The organism is Oceanicaulis sp. MMSF_3324, assembly GCF_030733545.1.
Classification (GTDB): domain Bacteria; phylum Pseudomonadota; class Alphaproteobacteria; order Caulobacterales; family Maricaulaceae; genus Oceanicaulis.
Window position 1 is genome coordinate 69087 of the sequence record NZ_JASHIU010000002.1, and the last position, 19413, is coordinate 88499.

General features: G+C 63.6%; 13 protein-coding genes. 5 read left to right on the forward strand and 8 right to left on the reverse strand.

Going from position 1 to position 19413, the window contains the following annotated elements; translation table 11 throughout:
• Positions 1-33: 33 nt before the first annotated feature.
• The 3 genes from RBA95_RS03560 to RBA95_RS03570 all read right to left on the reverse strand — a co-directional run bounded on the left by RBA95_RS03560 (position 34) and on the right by RBA95_RS03570 (position 3879).
• Positions 34-375 (reverse strand): hypothetical protein, encoded by a 342-nt coding sequence (locus RBA95_RS03560; RefSeq protein WP_306015434.1) that lies wholly within the window; start codon positions 373-375, stop codon positions 34-36.
• Between the two features lie 41 nt (positions 376-416).
• The gene (locus tag RBA95_RS03565; RefSeq protein WP_306015435.1) at positions 417-1757 is read right to left on the reverse strand and encodes an MFS transporter; all 1341 of its coding nucleotides are present in this window, start codon (positions 1755-1757) and stop codon (positions 417-419) included.
• Positions 1758-1836: 79 nt separating this feature from the next.
• Positions 1837-3879, reverse strand: coding sequence for a 3-hydroxyacyl-CoA dehydrogenase NAD-binding domain-containing protein (locus tag RBA95_RS03570; RefSeq protein ID WP_306015436.1), 2043 nt, complete (start codon positions 3877-3879; stop codon positions 1837-1839).
• A 159-nt stretch (positions 3880-4038) separates the two neighbouring features.
• On the opposite strand from RBA95_RS03570, the gene RBA95_RS03575 reads away from it, so the two are divergent.
• The 4 genes from RBA95_RS03575 (at position 4039) to RBA95_RS03590 (ending at position 11236) form a co-directional block, all read left to right on the forward strand.
• Positions 4039-5757, forward strand: a complete 1719-nt coding sequence (locus tag RBA95_RS03575; protein ID WP_371933583.1) for a class I adenylate-forming enzyme family protein — start codon at positions 4039-4041, stop codon at positions 5755-5757.
• A gap of 55 nt (positions 5758-5812) precedes the next feature.
• Positions 5813-7039: a TetR/AcrR family transcriptional regulator gene (locus RBA95_RS03580; RefSeq protein ID WP_306015438.1), complete on the forward strand. Its 1227-nt coding sequence runs from the start codon at positions 5813-5815 to the stop codon at positions 7037-7039.
• 369 nt (positions 7040-7408) lie between these two features.
• On the forward strand, positions 7409-10381 hold the full coding sequence (locus RBA95_RS03585; RefSeq protein WP_306015439.1) for a TonB-dependent receptor domain-containing protein: 2973 nt from the start codon (positions 7409-7411) through the stop codon (positions 10379-10381).
• A 78-nt stretch (positions 10382-10459) separates the two neighbouring features.
• Entirely contained in the window at positions 10460-11236 is a 777-nt protein-coding gene (locus RBA95_RS03590) for an SDR family NAD(P)-dependent oxidoreductase (RefSeq protein WP_306015440.1), read from the forward strand.
• Between the two features lie 20 nt (positions 11237-11256).
• Here RBA95_RS03590 and RBA95_RS03595 read toward each other — a convergent pair whose 3' ends face one another.
• Genes RBA95_RS03595 through RBA95_RS03605 form a run of 3 tightly spaced genes read right to left on the reverse strand, consistent with a single transcriptional unit; the run spans position 11257 to position 14772 of the window.
• Positions 11257-12345, reverse strand: coding sequence for an acyl-CoA dehydrogenase family protein (locus tag RBA95_RS03595; RefSeq protein WP_306015441.1), 1089 nt, complete (start codon positions 12343-12345; stop codon positions 11257-11259).
• Positions 12346-12347: 2 nt separating this feature from the next.
• On the reverse strand, positions 12348-13544 hold the full coding sequence (locus tag RBA95_RS03600) for an acyl-CoA dehydrogenase family protein (RefSeq protein WP_306015442.1): 1197 nt from the start codon (positions 13542-13544) through the stop codon (positions 12348-12350).
• Between the two features lie 19 nt (positions 13545-13563).
• Positions 13564-14772, reverse strand: coding sequence for an acetyl-CoA C-acyltransferase (locus tag RBA95_RS03605; RefSeq protein WP_306015443.1), 1209 nt, complete (start codon positions 14770-14772; stop codon positions 13564-13566).
• Positions 14773-14945: 173 nt separating this feature from the next.
• Between RBA95_RS03605 and RBA95_RS03610 the strand changes: the two genes are divergently transcribed.
• Positions 14946-16127 (forward strand): DUF3089 domain-containing protein, encoded by a 1182-nt coding sequence (locus tag RBA95_RS03610; RefSeq protein ID WP_306015444.1) that lies wholly within the window; start codon positions 14946-14948, stop codon positions 16125-16127.
• 59 nt (positions 16128-16186) lie between these two features.
• Here RBA95_RS03610 and RBA95_RS03615 read toward each other — a convergent pair whose 3' ends face one another.
• Positions 16187-18787, reverse strand: coding sequence for an HWE histidine kinase domain-containing protein (locus tag RBA95_RS03615; RefSeq protein WP_306015445.1), 2601 nt, complete (start codon positions 18785-18787; stop codon positions 16187-16189).
• Entirely contained in the window at positions 18784-19239 is a 456-nt protein-coding gene (locus RBA95_RS03620) for a hypothetical protein (RefSeq protein ID WP_306015446.1), read from the reverse strand. Before RBA95_RS03620 ends, RBA95_RS03615 begins: the two co-directional genes overlap by 4 nt.
• Positions 19240-19413: the final 174 nt, after the last annotated feature.

Here is a 19413-nt window from a genome sequence, read left to right on the forward strand (position 1 = left end):
AAATCCCTGAAGGTCAGTGCGTCGTGAAACGGTTCAGACGATGACGCTCCGGGGCGGGGCATAAGGCGGCGCGGTGGCCCGCGTGCTGAACGCCTGGGGCGCACTGGCGCGGGTCAGGCCGCGTTCGGCCAGCAGCGTGGGTTCGACCGCTGTGGGCAGCAACACCAGATGGTGGGTCACACAGGCCTCCTGACAGGGGGCCTCTGCGTCATGATGATCGTGATCGGCGTCCGCATGGTGGACGGAATGGCCCTGCCCGGCCTTGATCATCAGATCGTCCGCCGCACACGCCATTTGCGCGCTGACCATCAACACGGTCAGCACCATGAGCAGGAAATGAAACGGGCGGTGCAGCATCGTCGAAACGATAGCCAACACCGCCCGTCTGAACAAGCACGCCTGGTGCGCGCTATCGTCTAGCTGACCATTTGCTCGCGCAGTTTGCGCGACGCCATGACAAAGCCGATCAGACTGGTCGCGCCGAACACCGCCACCACGATGATCGCCCAGCGCAGGCCCTCGGCCACATCCATGCCGCTGGCCGAGAAGCTGTCAGAGAGCAGGCCGACGCTGAGCGGACCCAGCCCCAGACCGATCAGGTTGATCACGAACAACAAAAGCGCCGAAGCGGTCGCACGGGTTTGCGGACGCACCAGCCCCTGGGCCGTTGCGAAGATCGGCCCGTACCAGACCGCGTTCAGCAGCACCGGAATGGTCAGAAGGATCAGCGACAGCGATACCGAAGGGGTGAGCATGGCCCACAAGAAGGGCGGCACGGACAGCACCGAAGCAAGGGCGGGCACCAGGGTATAGGCCCGCGCATCCTTGCGACCCACATGGTCGGAAATGAAGCCGCCCAGATAGGTGCCGATCGCGCCGAAAATACCGATCAGAATTCCGAGCACCAATCCAATGAACCCGATCGGGCCCAGCGCCACCCCGGTCACATTCTCCAGATTCTGGGAAATCGCCGCCAGACCGTCGGTGTGGTTGCGCATGTAGAAGGAGCCGTAAAAGGCGATATGGCCGTAAGACACCATGGCGTTGATGGCTGCACCGAACGCGATCCACCAAAAGGCGGACTTGCCGCGCAACTCACGGGCAGCTTCACCCAGGGTCGGGCCGGTATCGCTTGGCGTCTTGGGCCGGTCCGTACGCGGTTCGGGCAAGGTGAACCAGGCGAGCAGCGCCATCAGAACGCCCGGAGCGCCCGCCACAAAGAAGGCCGCCCGCCAGCCATAGGCGTCTGCAATGAGACCACCTAGCGCCATACCCGCCAGTGAGCCGAGCGGGATGCCCAGCGAGTAGTAGGCCAACGCCGAGGCGCGTTTCTCCTTGGGCGCATAATCAGAGATCAGCGAGTGCGCCGGCGGCGTACAGCCTGCTTCACCGACGCCGACGCCAATCCGCGCCAGCAGAAGCTGGGCGAAATTGGTCGCCAGACCACACGCCATGGTGAACAGGCTCCAGACCGCCACGGCCACCGATATGATTTTCACCCGGTTGCCGCGCTCGGCGAGCCGCGCAATGGGCAGGCCCAGGAAAGTATAAAACAGGGCGAAGGCCAGGCCGGTGAGCACGCCCACCTGCCAGTCCGCCAGACCCAGCTCGACCTTGATAGGCTCGGCCAGGATGTTGACGACCTGACGGTCAAGAAAGTTCAGGATGTAGATGACCAACAGCACCGTCAGGGCATAGCGCCGCTTGGGCGCGGCCAAGGGCTGGACAGGTGGTTGATCGGATGCGGCCTCAGCCATGATGGACTCCCCGGAAATCTTGTTCTGTTTTTTGATGGCGCGCGTTTAACGGCTGCGCGCCAGAGCCGGATTGCTGACCCTAGTTGAAGGGTGCGTTCTCCTGTGCCTTGCGCCGCAGGAAGGGGCTGATTTCAAAGCCCTGCGCGAAACGGTCCGCATGCTTCTCCAGTCCGTCGAGCACGGTTTTCGCGCCGATCTGATCCGCCCAGAACATCGGCCCGCCGCGATAGGTCGGCCAGCCATAGCCATACACCCAGACCACATCGATATCGGAGGCGCGCTGGGCGATGCCTTCATCAAGGATCTTGGCGCCTTCATTGACCATGGGATAGAGTAGGCGTTCGCGGATTTCCTGATCATCAATCGCGCGTTGCTTATAGCCGGCCTTGTCAGCGAACTCGGCGATCAACCGCTCCACATGCTCGGACGGCGCGCCGCGACGGTTCTGGTCGTAATCATAAAAGCCCGCGCCCGTTTTCTGGCCCCGGCGATCCTGCTCGCACAGGATTTCGCGCACCGTGGAGGACGAAGTGGCGTCCGGATCCCAGCCGATGTCCAGCCCCGCCAGGTCCGCCATCTGGAACGGGCCCATGGGCAGGCCGAACTCCACCAGCACCCGGTCCACATCCCAGGGCTTGGCGCCCTCGAGGATCAGGCTGTTGGCCTCCGCCTGGCGCTGGGCCAGCATGCGGTTGCCGATGAAGCCGTGACACACCCCGGCGACCACAGCCACCTTGCCGATCTTGCGCGACAGATCCATGGCCGTCGCCAGAACCGTGTCGGCGGTCTTGGCGCCGCGAACAATCTCCAGCAACTTCATGATGTTGGCTGGCGAGAAGAAGTGCAGACCGAGCACCGATTCAGGCCGCTGGGTCACCGCCGCGATCTCGTTCACATCCAGATAGCTGGTGTTTGTGGCAAGGATCGCATCGTCCTTGGCGATGGAATCCAGCGCCGAGAAAATCTCCTTCTTGATCCGCATCAGCTCGAAGACCGCCTCGATGATCAGATCACAGTCCGACAGGGCGTCCATGTCCAGGGTCGGGGTGAGACGCGCCATGGCCGCCTCAACCTGGTCCTGGCTCAAACGTCCCTTGGCGGCGCTGGCCTCGTAATTCTTGCGAATGGTCGCAACGCCGCGGTCGAGCGCAGCTTGCTCGCGCTCCACCAGGGTGACCGGGATGCCCGCGGACAGGAAGTTCATGGTGATCCCGCCGCCCATGGTGCCCGCGCCGATCACACCGACCTTGGACACTGTCTTGCGCGGCGTGTCCTTGGCGATGTCATCAATCTTGGCGGCGGCGCGTTCGGCGAAGAACAGGTGCCGCAATGCTGCGGACTGGTCGCCCGTCATCAGCTTGGTGAACAGTTCGCGTTCCAGTTTCAGCCCTTCGGACAAGGGCTTCTCGGTCGCCGCCCTCACCGCCTCGATACAGGCCTGCGGCGCGTCCATGCCACGGAAGCGGCGGGCGTTTTTCTGGGCGAAGGCGTGAAAGACCTCCGCATCCGCAGAGAGCTTGTCCGTTCGCGCACCGCTGCGGCGCGGCCCGTCGGCAATCCTGGCCCTGGCAAACGCGATGGCCGCGTCGCGCAGCTTCTCCGCCTCCACCAGCTCATCCACCAGACCGAGGCTTTGCGCCTTTTCCGCCGAGATCGGGTCGCCTTTCGCGATCATCTCGAGCGCAGCTTCCACACCGACCACCCGCGGCAATCGCTGGGTGCCGCCTGCGCCCGGCAACAGGCCGAGTTTGACTTCGGGAAGTCCCAGCTTCGAGCCGCGAGCCGCCACCCGGTAGTGCGCGCCCAAGGCCACTTCCAGCCCGCCGCCCAGCGTCGTGCCGTGCAGCGCCGCGACAACAGGCTTGTCCAGCGCTTCGATCGCCTCGATCACTTCGGGCAAGGACGGAGACTGGGGCGGCTTTCCGAACTCGGTGATGTCAGCGCCCGCATGAAAGGTCCGTCCGTCAGCGGCGATCACCACGGCTTTCACCGCGTCATCGGACCCGGCGGCTGTGACAGCGTCCATGAGGCCGGACCGCACCGCATGGGAAAGCGCGTTCACCGGCGGATTGTCCGAGACGATCACGAGCACGCCGTCCGTCACCTGAGTCTTCACTGTCATCACGTTTGCCTCTTTGCGTCTTGCTGCAGCATACCGATTTTTCTATCGCCTGATCACGGCGGTCAAGGATTGTGCGAGGGAATTTGATCAATTGCCGTTCGCGCAAGCATGATCTAGCGTTTGAAAAACGCAATATATATATACCTTGGAGGAAACATGATGGGCGCGCGCGAATGGCCCGCGCTTACGGCGCAAGCCGCTCAAGAGCAGCTATGCGCGCCGGGGGCGCTTTTCGAATTTACGGTACAACAGATCAATGGCGCGCCCGTTCGGGTGTGGAAGAACGGACCGCAAATCCTGCCCGATCTGGTCGAAGCCGCAAAGGTGCACGGCGACCGGGACTTCATGGTTCTCAATGATGAGCGGCTCAGTTTTGACGCCTTCCGGCGCGCCACCGCTCATCTGGCCGACGCCTTGCTTGCGCGGGGCGTCGAGCCGGGCGACCGGGTTGCGATCGCCATGCGCAACCTGCCTGAATTTCCCATCGCCTATTTCGCCATCACGGTCCTGGGCGCCATCGCCGTGCCGCTGAACGCTTGGTGGACCGGGCCCGAGCTCGAGTACGCGATAAGGGACAGTGGCGCGCGCACCCTGATCTGCGACGCCGCCCGCTGGCACATACTGGCGGATCAGGCGATCAGCTGTGACGTGCTGGTCAGCCGCGCAGCGCCGGGCGCAGCGCCCGAACGCCTTGAAGACCTGATCGGCTCGCCGAACGACTGGGCGACGCTGGCGCCGCGCCCCCTGCCCGAAATCGACATCGCCCCGGACGATCCGGCGACCCTGTTCTACACCTCCGGCACAACCGGTAAGCCGAAAGGCGCGCTCGGCACCCATCGCAGCTCGATGAGCAATGTGCTGTCCACCGCCTATGCCGGCGCCTTCGCCGCCCTGCGTCGCGGCGAGCCTGTGCCCGAGCCTGAACCGCGCGCCTCGCTCCTGCCCATACCCCTATTTCACGTCACCGCCTGCAATGCGCGCATGCTGTCGAGCGTGCATGTGGGCCACAAGACCGTGCTGATGGACAAATGGGATCCGCTGGAAGCGCTCCAATTGATCGAACGCGAACAGATCACCCATACCGGGGGCGTGCCCGCCATCGCCTGGAGCCTGATCGAACATCCGCGTCGCAAGGAATTTGACCTGTCCTCCCTCACCGGGGTCGCCTATGGCGGCGCGCCCGCTGCGCCCGAACTGGTCCGCCTGATCGCCGAAGATCTGAACTGTGAGCCGGGTACGGGCTGGGGCATGACCGAAACCAGCGGCACGGTCACCCGCCATGATGGCGAGGATTATCTGAACAGGCCCGACAGTTGCGGCCCGCCCGTGCCCGTGGCGGAGCTCAAGATCATGAGCCTGGACGGCGAAACCGAACTGCCCGCCGGGCAATCGGGCGAGCTGTGGGCGCGCGGCCCGATGGTGGTTCGCGAATACTGGAACCGGCCCGACGCGACGGCGGACACCTTCAAGGCGGGCTGGGTGCGCACCGGCGACGTCGCCCGGCTCGACGAAGAGGGCTTTTGCTACATCGTTGATCGCGCGAAGGATGTGATCATTCGCGGCGGCGAGAACATCTATCCAGTGGAGATCGAGAACCGCCTGTATGAGCATCCCGCCATTGTGGATGCCGCCGTGGCCGCGATTCCCCACCGCACGCTTGGAGAGGAGCCCGCCGCCCTTGTCACCCTGGCGTCCGGCGCACAGGCGGACGAGGCGGACCTTCAGGCCTTCGTGCGCGAGGCGCTGGCAAGCTTCAAGACACCCGTCCTCGTGCGCGTTCATGACGGACCGTTGCCGCGCAACGCCAGCGGGAAGATCCTGAAAACTGAAGTCAGGCGCATTCTGACGGAACTCGCTGCCACGCGCGCCTCGGCATGACGGCGAGACGCGCTATAGCGGTGGCGTTTATCAGCAAGCCCTTTAGATTAACGCCATGACCGAGACAGGCCTTTCCGCCGCGGCGAGTCGCTATGACCGCAAGCGCGACCAGATCATTGCTGCGGCGACCGAGCTGATCAACGAGCTCGGCTATAAAGGCATGACCTTGACCAAGGTCGCCCAGGCCATCGAGCTGAACACGACCAGCATCACCTATTACTTCAAGCGCAAGGAATTGCTGGCGGAAGCGATTCTGGAAGCGGCGATCGAACGCTACAATAGGATCGTCGATCAGGCCGAGCTTGAGCCGACCCCCTTTGACAAGCTGCACCGCATGGTCTGGGCGACGCTGGAGCAGTTTGCGCAAATCCGCTCGGGCGATGCCCCGCCCGTGGCGAACCTGTCCCACATTCGCAGCCTGAACGAACCACTGCGCACGCGCCTCAGCGACCAGTACATCGTCATGTTCCGCCGCGTGCGCCGGTTCTTTGAAGAAGACGACGGATCGCGCAAGCATCTGGCGACCGCGCAAACCCACGTTCTGCTCGAGAACCTGTTCTGGGCCCAGGCCTGGTTGCGGCGCTATTCACTGGGTGATTTCGAACGCGTGGCCCATCGCTTCAGTGAAGTGCTGGCCTATGGCGTTTCCGGTGCGGGGCGGGACTGGGACCCGGCCTTGCTGGCCCTTGAAGAGCCCGAAACCGTCAAAGGGCTGGGCGACATGAATATCGCCTTTCTCAAGGCGGCCGCCATCACCATCAATGACTGGGGCTATCGCGGCGCGTCTGTGGATCGCATCGCGGCCGAGCTATCCGTCACCAAAGGCAGCTTCTATCACCATTTGCAGAGCAAGGACGATTTGGTCCTGGCCTGCTTTGACCTGAGCTATGCCCGGGTCTCGCTTGCCCAGAGGGCCGCCGAGCGCATTGAAGGCGACCATCACCGCAAGCTGTGCGCCTCGGTCGCATCCTTGCTGGAGCTGCAGTTCTATGGCGACTCCCCACTCCTTCGGACCACGGCGCTCTACGCCCTGCCACCCGATGTCCGAGCCGGCGTCATTGAACGCTCCAACCGGATGGCGCGGCGCTATGCGGGTGTCCTGATCGACGGGATCACCGAATCCTCAATCAAGGCGATTGATCCGCTGATCGCCGCGCAGATGATCATGGCGACGCTGAACACGGCCTATGAGATGCGGCGCTGGGCCGAAGTCCAAGCGCCCGAGCAAGCCATAAAGACTTACGCGTCAATCATCACGCGCGGGCTCATTCCCAACCGCTAGACACCCCGGACAGCCTCACCCCTTCAAGCTGACAGGCGAATTGCGCTCGCAACCCCCTACAAACCCAATATTCAAAAAGCACCACTATTGCGCCGCAACACTTCGCAATAGCGAGAAATTTAATACGTACCGGTTTTTCTTTTTTCTTGAAAGCGACCACAGAAGCTGTAGCGTTTTTGCGATCGGGGCGGATGGGAGACTCACACTCAAACGAACTGCGTCCGGCGCGAACCGCGCCTGAGGGAAGGCCGGGGCCGGCCTGTGCGAACGCATCAACGGCCCGAAAGAACAAGCGCCGGAAAGGCGCGACGAACTGCGGTCTCAACCGCGAGGGACATGGCCTGCATGGCAGGTCGGGAGGAGAACACGATGACAATCAAGTCAAAGCTCATGCTGGGGGCGGTCTGCGCGCCACTGGCCTTCATGGCGGTCACGACCGCTTCTGCTCAGGAGAGCGCCAACCCTGCACAATCTGATGACGCCGCGATGCCGGTTGATCGTGTGGTCATCACCGGCTCGTATATCCGCGGGCGCGGTGAGGACGGCGCATTGCCGGTGGATGTGTTCGGCGCTCAGGAGCTGGATAATCGCGGCATCGACAGCCCGCTCGAATTCATGAAAACCCTGCCGTCGGTCGGTCCGGTCCTGGGCGATTCCAACCAGTTCGCCGCCGGCACCGAACAGGGCGTGGGCTCGATCAACCTGCGCAGCCTCGGCCGTGAGCGCACGCTGGTGCTCTTCAATGGCCGCCGCACGATCTCCAGCCCCGGCACCGGTTCGACCGACACAAACCTCATCCCCTTCTTCGCGGTTCAGCGCGTGGAAGTCCTCAAGGACGGCGCGGCGTCGACCTATGGCTCCGACGCCATCGCCGGGGTGGCCAACTTCGTGACCTACAACGCCTTTGAAGGCATTGAAGTGTCCGGCAGCTACAATTTCATCGACGGCTCGGACGGCAATTACCAGGCCAGCGTTCTGGCAGGCGAGCGCTTCGGCAATGTCGATGTGATGGTTGGCGCAGGCTGGCAACGGCGCAATGAACTGCCCAACACCGAGCGCGCCTTCACCCAGACCGAATATGATGTGAACCCGACAGGCTATTCCTTCCTGTCCAATCCAGGCACTTATCTGCCCATCATTCCCGGTTTCGGCGTCGTGGGCATCGGCATTGACGGTCAACAGCTGGACACCTGCACCGCCATGGGCGGCATCCAGGGCACCTTCCCGACCTCACCGACCAGCGCTTTCCCGGTCTGCCGCTACTCCTATGTGGACTTCAGCAATCTGGTTGAAGAAGAAGAGCGCTATCAGATCTACGGCCAGATCGATGTGGATCTGGGCCCGAACACCACTTTCCACGCCGAAGCGATCTATGCGGGCATGGAAATGATCGATTACGCCGGTTCGCCCAGCTACCCGCCGGTGCAGGGTCCGCTGGGCCCGGGCAGCGCCAATGCCTTCTCCGTACCCGCCTCGAACCCGGGTTATGCGGCCTATCTGTCGCAAACCTTCCCGGCGGGGTCGCCGGCCTATCTGTCCTCGCTGTCGAACATCTTGTTCTTCCGCCCCTTCGCTCTGGGCGGCAATCCGCTTGATGAGCGCGGCGCGGGCCTGGGCAGCGCGGAAAACGAGGCCTGGCGCATTGCAGGCGGCTTCGAGCACGATTTCTCGGACAATTTCGGCGCCCAGCTCTATGCCACCTACATCCACTCAAACCGCAAGAATGCGGTGCGGGACTTTGTGGGCGACCGGCTGCAGCGGGCCATCAACGGGTTTGGCGGCGCCAGCTGTTCGAGCAGCACGCCCGGGGCGAACGGGTGCCAGTACTTCAACCCGTTCATCAACTCCGCGCCGGGCCATCCCACCCTGGGGCTGACCAACCCGGCCTTTGTGCCGGGCAATGAGAACGATCCGGCCCTGATCGAATGGATGTACCAGCCCAGCGGCACCGATCAGACCGAGGACCAGTTCATCGTCGACCTGATCTTCAGCGGCTATGACACGCTGTTCGGCCAGGAAGTGGACTACGCGTTCGGCGCCCAATACCGCCGCACCGAGTACGAATCCCTGCCCGCCAATGTCTTCAGCGATCCGGTCGGTTTCCCGTGCGCGATCGAAGGCGATCGCTCCTGCCTGGACGATCCCAACGACGCCAACCTGCCCACGGGACCGTTCATCTTCCTGGGTCAGTACTCCACCGTGAATGTGGAGCAGGATGTCTACGCCCTGTTCGCCGAAGCCCAGATCGAACCGTTTGACGGCTTCGAACTGACCGGCGCAGTCCGTTACGAGGATTATGGCAATCCGGTCGGCTCCACCTTCAATCCCAAGATCTCGGCGCGTTGGCAGGTCAGCGACAATGTCGCCCTGCGCGCCTCGGTCGGCGACACCTTCCGCGCGCCGCTGCCCAGTGATCTGGAAGGCGACGGCCTGACCCTGGTCGAGGGCATCGACGCCGCCGGCGGCGCCTTCAAGGCCAACCAGATCGCCGGCAACCCCGATCTCGATCCGGAAACCGCCTTTACGTACAATTTCGGCATTCTGTTTGAATCGGGCGGCTTCAGCGCCAGCGTCGATTTCTGGAATTACGACTTTGAAGGCCGGTTCACCGAGCTGCCTGTTCAGGCCATCGCCAGCGCTGTGGCGCCGGGCCCGGTCACGGACGGCACCCAGGCAGTGGATTGTTCCAGCCCGTTCACCGAATTTGTGGTGTTCGCAGGCGGCAGCTGCACCGCCGGAACCACGGCGAACGACATCTCCCGCATCCTGGTGCAGGTCGTGAACGGCCCGGACGTGACCACGAACGGTCTCGATTTCTCGCTCAATTATCGCGGCGATGTCGGCCCGTTCGACTTCAGCGGCGGAGTGAACGCCACCTATACCGCCAAGTACGAGTTCGGCGAGTTCGTCTATCAGGGGCTGACCTTTGACGGCTCCTATGACGCGGCCGGCTTCGCCAATTATGACCGCGCCCCCGGCACGGTCTCGCCCTGGCGCGCCAGCGGTTTCGCGAGCTTCACCTATGGCCGCTACAACGCGACCTATTCGCTGACCTATATCGACGGCGTGGACGACAATCGCTGTCCGGACACGGGGGCGTGCACCCAGACGCCCGAATTCGGTCCGACCGATTTCGGACGCACGGTGGAATCCTATACCCAGCATGACCTTCTGGGCACGGTGGATCTCGCCGCCTTCGGCGCGGATGTGCAGTTCCAGGCTGGTGTGGAGAACATCTTCGACACCGACCCGCCTGCGGCGCGTCTGGAGTTGAGCTACGATCCCTATGTCGGCAACCCGCTGGGTCGGGTGTATCGACTGGGACTGACAGCCCGCTTCTAGGTCCGGGACATCTCCCCCTGAGGGCCGGGCTCTGTCCCGGCCCTTTTCTTTTTGAACTCTGTGCAAGGAGCGCCCTTCATGACGCTTTTCGATCTGACCGGAAAAACCGCCGTGATCACCGGCTCTTCACGCGGCATTGGCCGCGCCATCGCCGAACAGCTGGCGCGACAGGGCGCGCGCGTGGTGATCTCCAGCCGCAATCAGGACGCCTGTGAGGACGTGGCGAACGCCATCAATGCCGAACATGGCGAAACCCGCGCCCTGGCCATCGCCGCCAGCATTTCCTCCAAGCCCGAACTGGAAGCTCTGTTTGAAAAGACCCGCGCCGGTTTCGGCCCGGTGGACATTCTGGTCTGCAACGCGGCGAGCAATCCCTATTACGGCTCCATGGACGGGATTACGGACGAACAGTTCCAAAAGGTCCTGAACAATAACATCATCTCGAACCACTGGCTGATCCAGATGGCGTTGCCCGACATGCGCAAGGCCAAGGATGGCGCCATCATCGTGATCTCATCCATCGGCGGCTTGCGCGGCTCGCAGACCATCGGCGCCTACAACATTTCCAAGGCCGCGGATTTCCAGCTGGTGCGCAATTACGCCCTGGAAGCGGGCCCGGACAATATTCGCGTCAACGCCATCGCCCCCGGCGTTGTGAAAACCGATTTCGCCCGCGCCCTGTGGGAAGACCCCAAGGCCGAGGCGGCGGTGTCCAGACGCACGCCCCTGCGCCGCCTGGGCGAGCCTGAAGACATTGCGGGCGCTGCCGTTTACCTCGCCGGTCAGGCGGGCGCCTGGATGACAGGTCAGATGATGGTGATTGATGGCGGGGTGACCGCCGGCGTCCTTGAATAAGGGCGCCGACGGTCCGTGCCTCAGGCCGCGCTGGCGAGCTTGAGATAGCGCGCCATATGGGCGTCTTCATCGCCGAGCACATGGTCAAGCATGACCAGTCGCTTGGCGAAGTGCGACAGCGGCATTTCCCAGGACATGCCGATGCCGCCATGCATCTGGATCGCCTCTTCGGCGGTCAGGGCGCCCACCTTGCCGGCCGTGTATTTCGCCGCCGACCCGTAACGATCCCGCGTCGCCGGGTCCTTGGCGAAATACGCCGCGGCGTTGATGGCCGCCGAGCGCGCCTGTTCGATTTCCAGCGCCACGCTGGTCATGCGGTGCTTGAGCGCCTGGAACGCGCCGATCGGCACGCCGAACTGCTTGCGCGTGCCCAGATACTCGATAGTCGCATCGCGCAGGACTTCCATCACGGCGACCGCTTCCCAGACCGTGGCGACCAGCCCCAGAGCGCGCGCCTTCGAGATGGCGTCCTCTCCGGACACCAGAAGCCGGGCAGACGCGCCCTCCAGGGTCAGCTCGCCGGCCGCGCCGCCATCCACCAGCGGATAGGCGCGACGCTCCACGCCTTCGGCGTCCGCCTCGACAAGGAAGCTCGCCCAGCCCGCATCGGCCTCGGCCGTCACCACGATCAGGTCCGCAGAGCCCAGATAATCGACCACGCCTTTCGCGCCGCTCAGACGCCAGGCCTCGCCCTCCTTCACCGCCTTGACCGGGTCGGTCACGACGCCGTTGGAATCCATGGCCGGATCATCGGCGAACGTCAGGATTTTCGAGCCTGCAATCACCTCTCCCAGAAGGTCCGCTTCACCCGCGGCCTCCAGGATATTGCCACCCAGCAGCGTGCCCAGGAACGGCCCGGTCGCAAGCGCTTTGCCGACTTCGGCAAACACGGCGCCCGCGTCAAAGGCCGAGCCGCCATAGCCGCCGGCCTCTTCACCAAACAACAGGCCCAGCACGCCCAGTTCAGCGAGGCCCGCCCACATGTCGCGGCTGAAGCCCGCTTCGCTCTCGGCGGCGGCCTGACGGGCTTCCCAGCCCAGCGTGTCGGCAAAATAGCGCGACAGCGAATCCGCCATCATCCGGCGATCATCACCCAGTGAAAAATCCATGATTAGAGCCCCATCATCGATTTGCCGATGATCTCGCGCTGCACCTCGTTGGAGCCGCCAAAGATCGAAAGCTTGCGATTGTTGAAATACTGCGACGCCACAGGCGCGGCCCATCCCGGCCCGACCGGTTCGCCGTTGAAGCCGCCTTCCAGCGCTTCATCCAGGAAGGGTTGGGCGTAGCGCCCCGCCGCCCGACGCATAAGCGCCGTGATTTTCTGGCGAATTTCAGTGCCGCGAATTTTCAGCATCGAGGATTCCGCCATTGGCGTCTGGCCGCGGCCGACGCTGTCGAGCACGCGCAGATTGGTGGTGCGCATGTTCTCAAGGTCGATTTCCACTTCCGCCATGCGTGCTGCGAACAGCGAGTCTTCGATCAGGGCAGATCCGTTGCGTCGGGTCGTGCGCGCCACTTCCTTGAGCCGCTCGAACGCCGCCATGGAGGCGCCGACGCCGGCGATATTGGTGCGCTCATAGCTCAAGAGGTATTTGGCGCAGGTCCAGCCCTTGTTCTCTTCACCCACCAGGTTCTCGACAGGCACTTTCACATCGGAGAACCAGACCTCGTTCACCTCGTGATCGCCATCAAGCAGCTTGATCGGGCGCACTTCGACGCCGGGCGTGTCCATGTCGACGAGGAGGAAGGAAATGCCTTCCTGCTTCTTGCCTTCCTTGCTGGTGCGCACCAGGCAGAAGATCTTGTTGGCGCACTGCGCCAGGGTGGTCCAGGTCTTCTGGCCATTGATGACGTAATGATCGCCCTCGCGCACAGCGGAGGTTTTTAGGCTGGCAAGATCCGACCCGGCGCCCGGTTCGGAATAGCCCTGACACCACCAGTCAGACCCGTCCAGGATGCGCGGCAGCCAGTGTTTCTTCTGCTCTTCGGTGCCGAACTTGATCAGCACCGGGCCCAGCATGGACACCCCGAAGGGCACGACCCGCGGCGCATGCGCCATGGCGGTTTCGGTTTCGAAGATGAAGCGCTGGACCACACTCCAGTCGGTGCCGCCCCATTCCACGGGCCAGTGCGGCGCCAGCCAGCCGCGCTCATTGAGGATGGCGTGCCATTCCTCCATGTCGGCCTTGGTCAGCCGCTGCCCCTGGCGCACCTTGTCTGACAGGCGCTTGGGCAGTTTCTCGTTCAGGAATTCACGCACTTCCTCGCGGAAGGCTTCGTCCTTTTCAGTGAAATCGAGATCCATGACGGTCTCCTCCGCTTTTCTAGTCGACCAGCTCGAACAGGCCGGCCGCGCCCATGCCGCCTGCGACGCACATGGAGACGACTACATATCTAACACCCCGGCGCCGGCCTTCCAGCAGCGCCGCCCCCACGAGACGCGATCCGGTCATGCCGAAGGGGTGGCCCACCGCGATCGCGCCTCCGTTCACATTGAGCCTGTCTGACGGCAGGTCCAACCGGTCGCGGCAGTACACGATCTGGCTGGCGAAGGCCTCGTTGATCTCCCACAGGCCGATATCCCCGACCCCGAGACCGGCGCGCTTGAGCAGTTTCGGGATGGCGAACACCGGGCCGATGCCCATTTCGTCCGGCGCGCAGCCGGCGACCTGAAAGCCCCGGAACACGCCCAGCACCTCGCGGCCTTCGGCCTTGGCGGTTGCGTGATCCATGACCACTTGCGCCGCCGCGCCATCCGACAGCTGGCTGGCATTGCCCGCCGTGACAAAACGGCCTTCCGCCACAGACTTGCCCCCGCTCCAGACCGGCTTGAGACCCCTGAGCGCCTCATAGCTGGCGCCCGGGCGCACGCCTTCGTCCGCAGTCAGATTGACGGCCTCGCGCCCGGTTTCGGACCCGTCCTTGGCGCGCACGATCTTCTCGGCGGGCAAGGGCGCGATTTCCGCTTCCTGCCGCCCTGCTTCAATCGCGGCGGCTGCGCGTTGCTGGCTCTGGACCGCATACTGATCCTGCGCCTCGCGGCTGACGCCATAGCGCTCGGCCACCACTTCGGCGGTTTCGATCATCGCCATATAGGCGTCCGGCTCGGCGGCCATGACGCTTTGAGACCGCCAGCTTTCATCGGGCAAGCCCGGCAGTCGCGTCATGGAGACCGACTCCACCCCGCCCGCCAGGATCATGTCCGCATCATCGGCCATGATGGAGCGCGCCGCCAAGGCGACGGCGGTGAGGCCGGACGCGCATTTGCGATCTAGCGTGGTCGCCCCCAGCGACTGGGGCAGCCCCGCCGTGAACAGGCTCATGCGGGCGAGATTGTAGAATTGAGGGCCGTACTGATTACCCGCGCCGAAGATCACATCATCGAGCCTTTGCGGATCCACGCCCGCGCGCTCGACCGCCGCTTTCATGACATGAGCGGCCAGCCGATCCGGCGCCGTGTCGTTGAAGGCGCCGCGGTGGGCCTTGCCGATCGGCGTGCGCGCTGTTGAAACGATTGCGGCTTCACGTGTCATGACACTCTCCCCAGGCGGGCGGGCAACCCATACCGTTCTTTCTATTTTCTGTAAGCGGTTATGCCGCGCTCGCACGGAAATCGCAATAACACGGCGTTATATGTCGACATTTCAGTGCAGCTACGTCAGAGTTCTACATACCCAATACACAAAAATTGACAGGGGAGGACATCATGGCGCTCACATCAGGAAGCCTTATTCGAACTTGGGCCGGGGCAGCACTGCTGTCGGCTGCAACCGCATTGCCCGGCGCCGCTTACGCTCAGGGCGAAGCCGGCGCCGCGCCAGACTATGATGACGGCTCGGTCTGGCTGTGCCGCCCGGGACGCGAGGATGCTTGCGCGGTTGATCTGGACGCTGCGGTCGTTCAGCCGGATGGCTCGGTGACCATGGATATTCACCAGCCCGCACAGGATCCCGCGATTGATTGCTTTTACGTCTATCCGACGGTTTCGGTAGACCCCGGCGTCAACAGCGATCTCGAAATCGGCCCGGAAGAGCGCGGCGTGGTGCACGCCCAGTTCGCCCGCTTCAGCGAGGTCTGCCGTCCGTTTGCACCGCTCTATCGGCAGGTGACCCTGACCGCCCTGCGCGCGGCCATGGCCGGTGATGGCGACGCCATGTCCGGCGGCGCGCTGGCCTATGGCGATGTGCGCGAGGCGTGGCGTCATTATCTCGAGCACGACAATGACGGTCGCGGCGTCATCCTGGTCGGGCACAGCCAAGGCGCGCGCATGCTGCAAACGCTGATCAGCCAGGAGATCGAGGGCGAGCCGATCCAGGATCAGGTCATTTCCGCCTATCTGATCGGGTGGAACGTCCAGGTGCCGGAAGGCGAGACAATGGGCGGCGACTTCAACGCCATGCCGATCTGCACCGAGGCGGGCCAGACCGGCTGCGTGGTCTCCTATGTCACCTTCCGCGATGACGTGCCGCCGCCGGCCAATACCCGGTTCGGACGCAGCCCGGACCCGGCCAATCAAATCGCCTGCGTCAATCCCGCCAGCCTCTCCGGCGACGGACCGGTCATGCTGGACGCCTATCTGAGCAATGGCTCGGACGGGTACGACATGGCGAGCCAGAGCTGGACCGAGACCCAGGATGTGGACGCCCGCTTTGTCAAACTGCCGGACTTTCTCAGCGGCCAGTGCGTCAATCGCGATGGCGCGCAATACCTGTCGGTGACCGTGAACGCTGACCCGTCAGACCCGCGCACGGACATCCTGACCGGAGACGTGATTGCCAATGGTCAGGTTCTGGCGGACTGGGGCCTGCATCTGGTGGACATGCATGTGGTCATGGGCGATCTGATCGACCTGGCCGAAACGCAGGCGGACGCGTACCAGAACCGCTGACGCCAGCGACACTCCATGAGCAAGGCGCGAGTCCGCAGGACGGGCCCGCGCCTTGTTGCTTAAGAGCCCGAGCCGAGCTTGCGCCGGGTCTGCTGCATCAGGGACTCAGGGGTGAAAGGTTTGGTGATCACGGTCACGCCTTCGGGGAATTCGGCGATGGCGCTGTCGGCTTCGCCGTATCCGGTCGCCAGGATATAGGGCGTTCCGCGTTCGCTCAGCGCCCGGGCGACTTCAGCCGATGTCTGATCGCGCAAATTCACGTCCAGCAGCGCGAAGACGATCGGTTCACGCTCGATCAGGGCCAGGGCCTCCTCCAGGCTGCTCGCCATGTGCGCCTTGCTCGCACCGCCGCGCTGGAGCGTCTCTGACGCATCCATGGCGACGATCATATTGTCCTCAAGCACCAGAACCTCGCCGCTCAGCTCGCCCGATACATGCGCCTCAACGGACTCTGGAAGGGCCGGTCTGGGGGCAGGCGCGCCTTCGGGCGCAGCCTCTTCCGGCGCCCCTTCTCGGACGATCCTGGCCGGCAGGGTGATGTCCGCTTCAAAGCCAGCCGGCTCGTAGCGGGTTTCAACCGAGCCGTTGAGCTCGAAGGGAATGGTCCGCTCGATGACGGTCGATCCGAACCCGCGCCGCGACGGCGTCGCGACGGGCGGTCCGCCGACTTCGCGCCACTGAATGTGCAATGCGCCGTCTTCACCAAAGCGCATATCCACATGAACGACCCCGGCGTGCCCGGTCAGGGCGCCATATTTGGCGGAGTTGGTGATCAGCTCGTGCATCACCAGCGCCAGGCTCGTGAAGGCCTCCGGCTCAAGCATGGGGCTGACGCCGCTCAGCCTGACCCGATCGCCCTGGGCGTCCAGATAGGCCGCCGCCTCCACTTCGATGAGTTCGACCAGGGAAATCGCCGACCATTCCTTGCGCGTCAGCTGGTCATGGGCGCGCGCCAGAGCATGCACGCGCTGATCCAGCACCTTCTTGTAGGTGTCGATATCATTGGCGGCCGGACGCCCCTGGGAGACCAGACCCTGGATAAGATTGAGGATATTGCGAACCCGGTGATTGAGCTCGGCGATCAGGAAATCCTGCTTCTCCGCCGCCTTGCGTCGGGCAATGTTCGCCTCGTCCGTCAGCTTCAGGACAACCTCGATCAGGGAGACGCGCAAGGCCTCCGCAATCCGCAGCTCGCTCTCGGTCCAGGGCGCACAGGCCCCGCGCACCATCTCCTTCCACTCGGCAAAGCTCTCCCGCGGCGTCAGGGCCCGTCCGCCCTCCTTGGCCTCCACAGGCTTGTTCGGGTCGCCGCCCCAAACCACCGAGCGGGCGATCTCACGGCGAAAGAACACGATGTAGTCGCGCGGCGTGCGCGAGATCGGCACCGCCAGCAAGCCGGCGATGCGATCACCGAACGCTTCGGCCTCTTCAAAGACCGAAGACAGGTTTTCGACGCTGTAGACCTGACCGGCCGGCGCGGTGTTCAGAAAGCGGGCCAGCGACTGGAAGGCCTCTTCTGACGGCGCCTCTCCGCGAGCCTTGAAACGCCCTTCGGAAAACACGGCCAGACCATCGCTGGGGATAATCCGCGACAGCTCATCGGCCAGTATGTCGAACCCTTCCACGAAGTCCGTGCCCGAAGACAGGCGCACCATCAGATTGTCATGGATCGCGCGGGCTTCGCCCTCCTCCGCGCGCGCCGCCAGCTCGATCTTGTGCACCAGCTCGTAGGAAAAGAACTGCGCGAACAGCTCGATGGCTGTCCGACGCTCATAGTCCACATAGCGCGGGGTCTTGTGGTGGCATGCGATCAGCCCCCAGAGCTCCCCATCCTTCAGAATGGAGACCGACATCGAGGCCTCAACGCCCATATTGCGCAGATATTGCAGGTGTATGGGCGACACGGCGCGCGTGACCGCCAGGGACAGATCCAGGGGCTCGCCCTGCGCGTCGAGCTGGGGCGTCAGTGCCGAGACCTCCCCGTTCACATCCGCAATCAAGCGCAGGACGCTGCGCTTGTAGAGCTCGCGCGCCTGCTTGGGAATGTCACTGGCCGGAAAGCGCAAGCCTAGGAAGGGCTCCATATCGTCACGACGACGTTCGGCGATCACTTCACCGCTGCCGTCTTGGGCGAACTGGTAGACCATTACCCGGTCAAATCCGGACAAGGCGGCCATGGCCGAAGCGGCTTCATGACACGCAGCCTCTATATCCTCCGCCTGCTTCACACGCCCCACAAGCGGCATGACCGTGGACAAATCATCGCGGTGGCCGCCGCCGGCCTTGGGCTCGAATTCGAACACATACGAGCTGGCGGACTGATGGATGGAAATATCGAACAGCTCACCGGTCTTCATCACGTCATAACCGAACAGGCGCACGACATTGGTCTGGACAGAGAGCAATTGCAGCTTGGCCCGCAGGTCGTGCACCGCTTCACTTGGCAACAGATCGCCCAGATGGGCGCCAATGGCGGCTTTCGGCTCTATGCCCAGTATGGTCTCGAGATTCTCGGAAACATGATTGACCATCAGGTCCGAGGACGCGGACACCAGTCCGCCATACGCCTGAACGCCGCCCAGGAGGTGAATGGGCTCCTGGTCGCACTGGCTGAGATCGGGTGCGTTTGTCGCGCCAGTCTGAATTGTCTCATGGCTCATTGGACCTGGCCCTCCGCCATGGCGGGCGCCTGAACGCCGCGTCCGCTCTCGATGAACAGCCCGAAGACCGCCCTTACATCGCGCACAATCCGCGCAGCGCGTCGGCCATCCGGCGCCAAAGCCGACAAGGCGGCGCACACCGTGCGCCACAACTCGGGATTATGCGGCAGGTTCAGATAGCCGCCCGCGGCGCGGACGACCGCGTCCCGGCTCTGCAACCAGCGCCGCGACAGGAGCTGCGATCCCAGGCGGGAGCCGCACACCACGTAATCAATGGCCAGCGGATCAGGCGCACGAGCGAGCACAGGCGCGCCAGGCGTGAAGGCGCTCGCAGGAAAACCGGCAAGGTCCGCTTTCAGCTGCGCATTCATGCGCGCCAGCAAGTCCTGCGTCAGGCAGTGCCGGTCGGCATAATGACCAAGCACCCCAAAGCTCGCGGCATGAATGAGCAAAAAGCGCTGGTAATCCTGACGGTGTTGGAAATCGAGTTGTGAAAAAAGGGCGTCGACACAGTCGTGCGCCTCCCTTGCCCCATCTCTGAGGGCAAAGCGAAAATCGTGACACATTTGTAGAACCTGCAAAAATCCTAGGATTCGACTTAAATTGTGAACGCTATGGATGACCTG

Coding starts and splice junctions, on each gene's coding strand:
- RBA95_RS03565 (WP_306015435.1), bottom strand. CDS start 1,757: ATGGCTGAGGCCGCATCCGATCAACCACCTGTCCAGCCCTTGGCCGCG.
- RBA95_RS03570 (WP_306015436.1), bottom strand. CDS start 3,879: ATGACAGTGAAGACTCAGGTGACGGACGGCGTGCTCGTGATCGTCTCG.
- RBA95_RS03575 (WP_371933583.1), top strand. CDS start 4,039: ATGGGCGCGCGCGAATGGCCCGCGCTTACGGCGCAAGCCGCTCAAGAG.
- RBA95_RS03580 (WP_306015438.1), top strand. CDS start 5,813: ATGACCGAGACAGGCCTTTCCGCCGCGGCGAGTCGCTATGACCGCAAG.
- RBA95_RS03585 (WP_306015439.1), top strand. CDS start 7,409: ATGACAATCAAGTCAAAGCTCATGCTGGGGGCGGTCTGCGCGCCACTG.
- RBA95_RS03590 (WP_306015440.1), top strand. CDS start 10,460: ATGACGCTTTTCGATCTGACCGGAAAAACCGCCGTGATCACCGGCTCT.
- RBA95_RS03595 (WP_306015441.1), bottom strand. CDS start 12,345: ATGGATTTTTCACTGGGTGATGATCGCCGGATGATGGCGGATTCGCTG.
- RBA95_RS03600 (WP_306015442.1), bottom strand. CDS start 13,544: ATGGATCTCGATTTCACTGAAAAGGACGAAGCCTTCCGCGAGGAAGTG.
- RBA95_RS03605 (WP_306015443.1), bottom strand. CDS start 14,772: ATGACACGTGAAGCCGCAATCGTTTCAACAGCGCGCACGCCGATCGGC.
- RBA95_RS03610 (WP_306015444.1), top strand. CDS start 14,946: ATGGCGCTCACATCAGGAAGCCTTATTCGAACTTGGGCCGGGGCAGCA.
- RBA95_RS03615 (WP_306015445.1), bottom strand. CDS start 18,787: ATGAGCCATGAGACAATTCAGACTGGCGCGACAAACGCACCCGATCTC.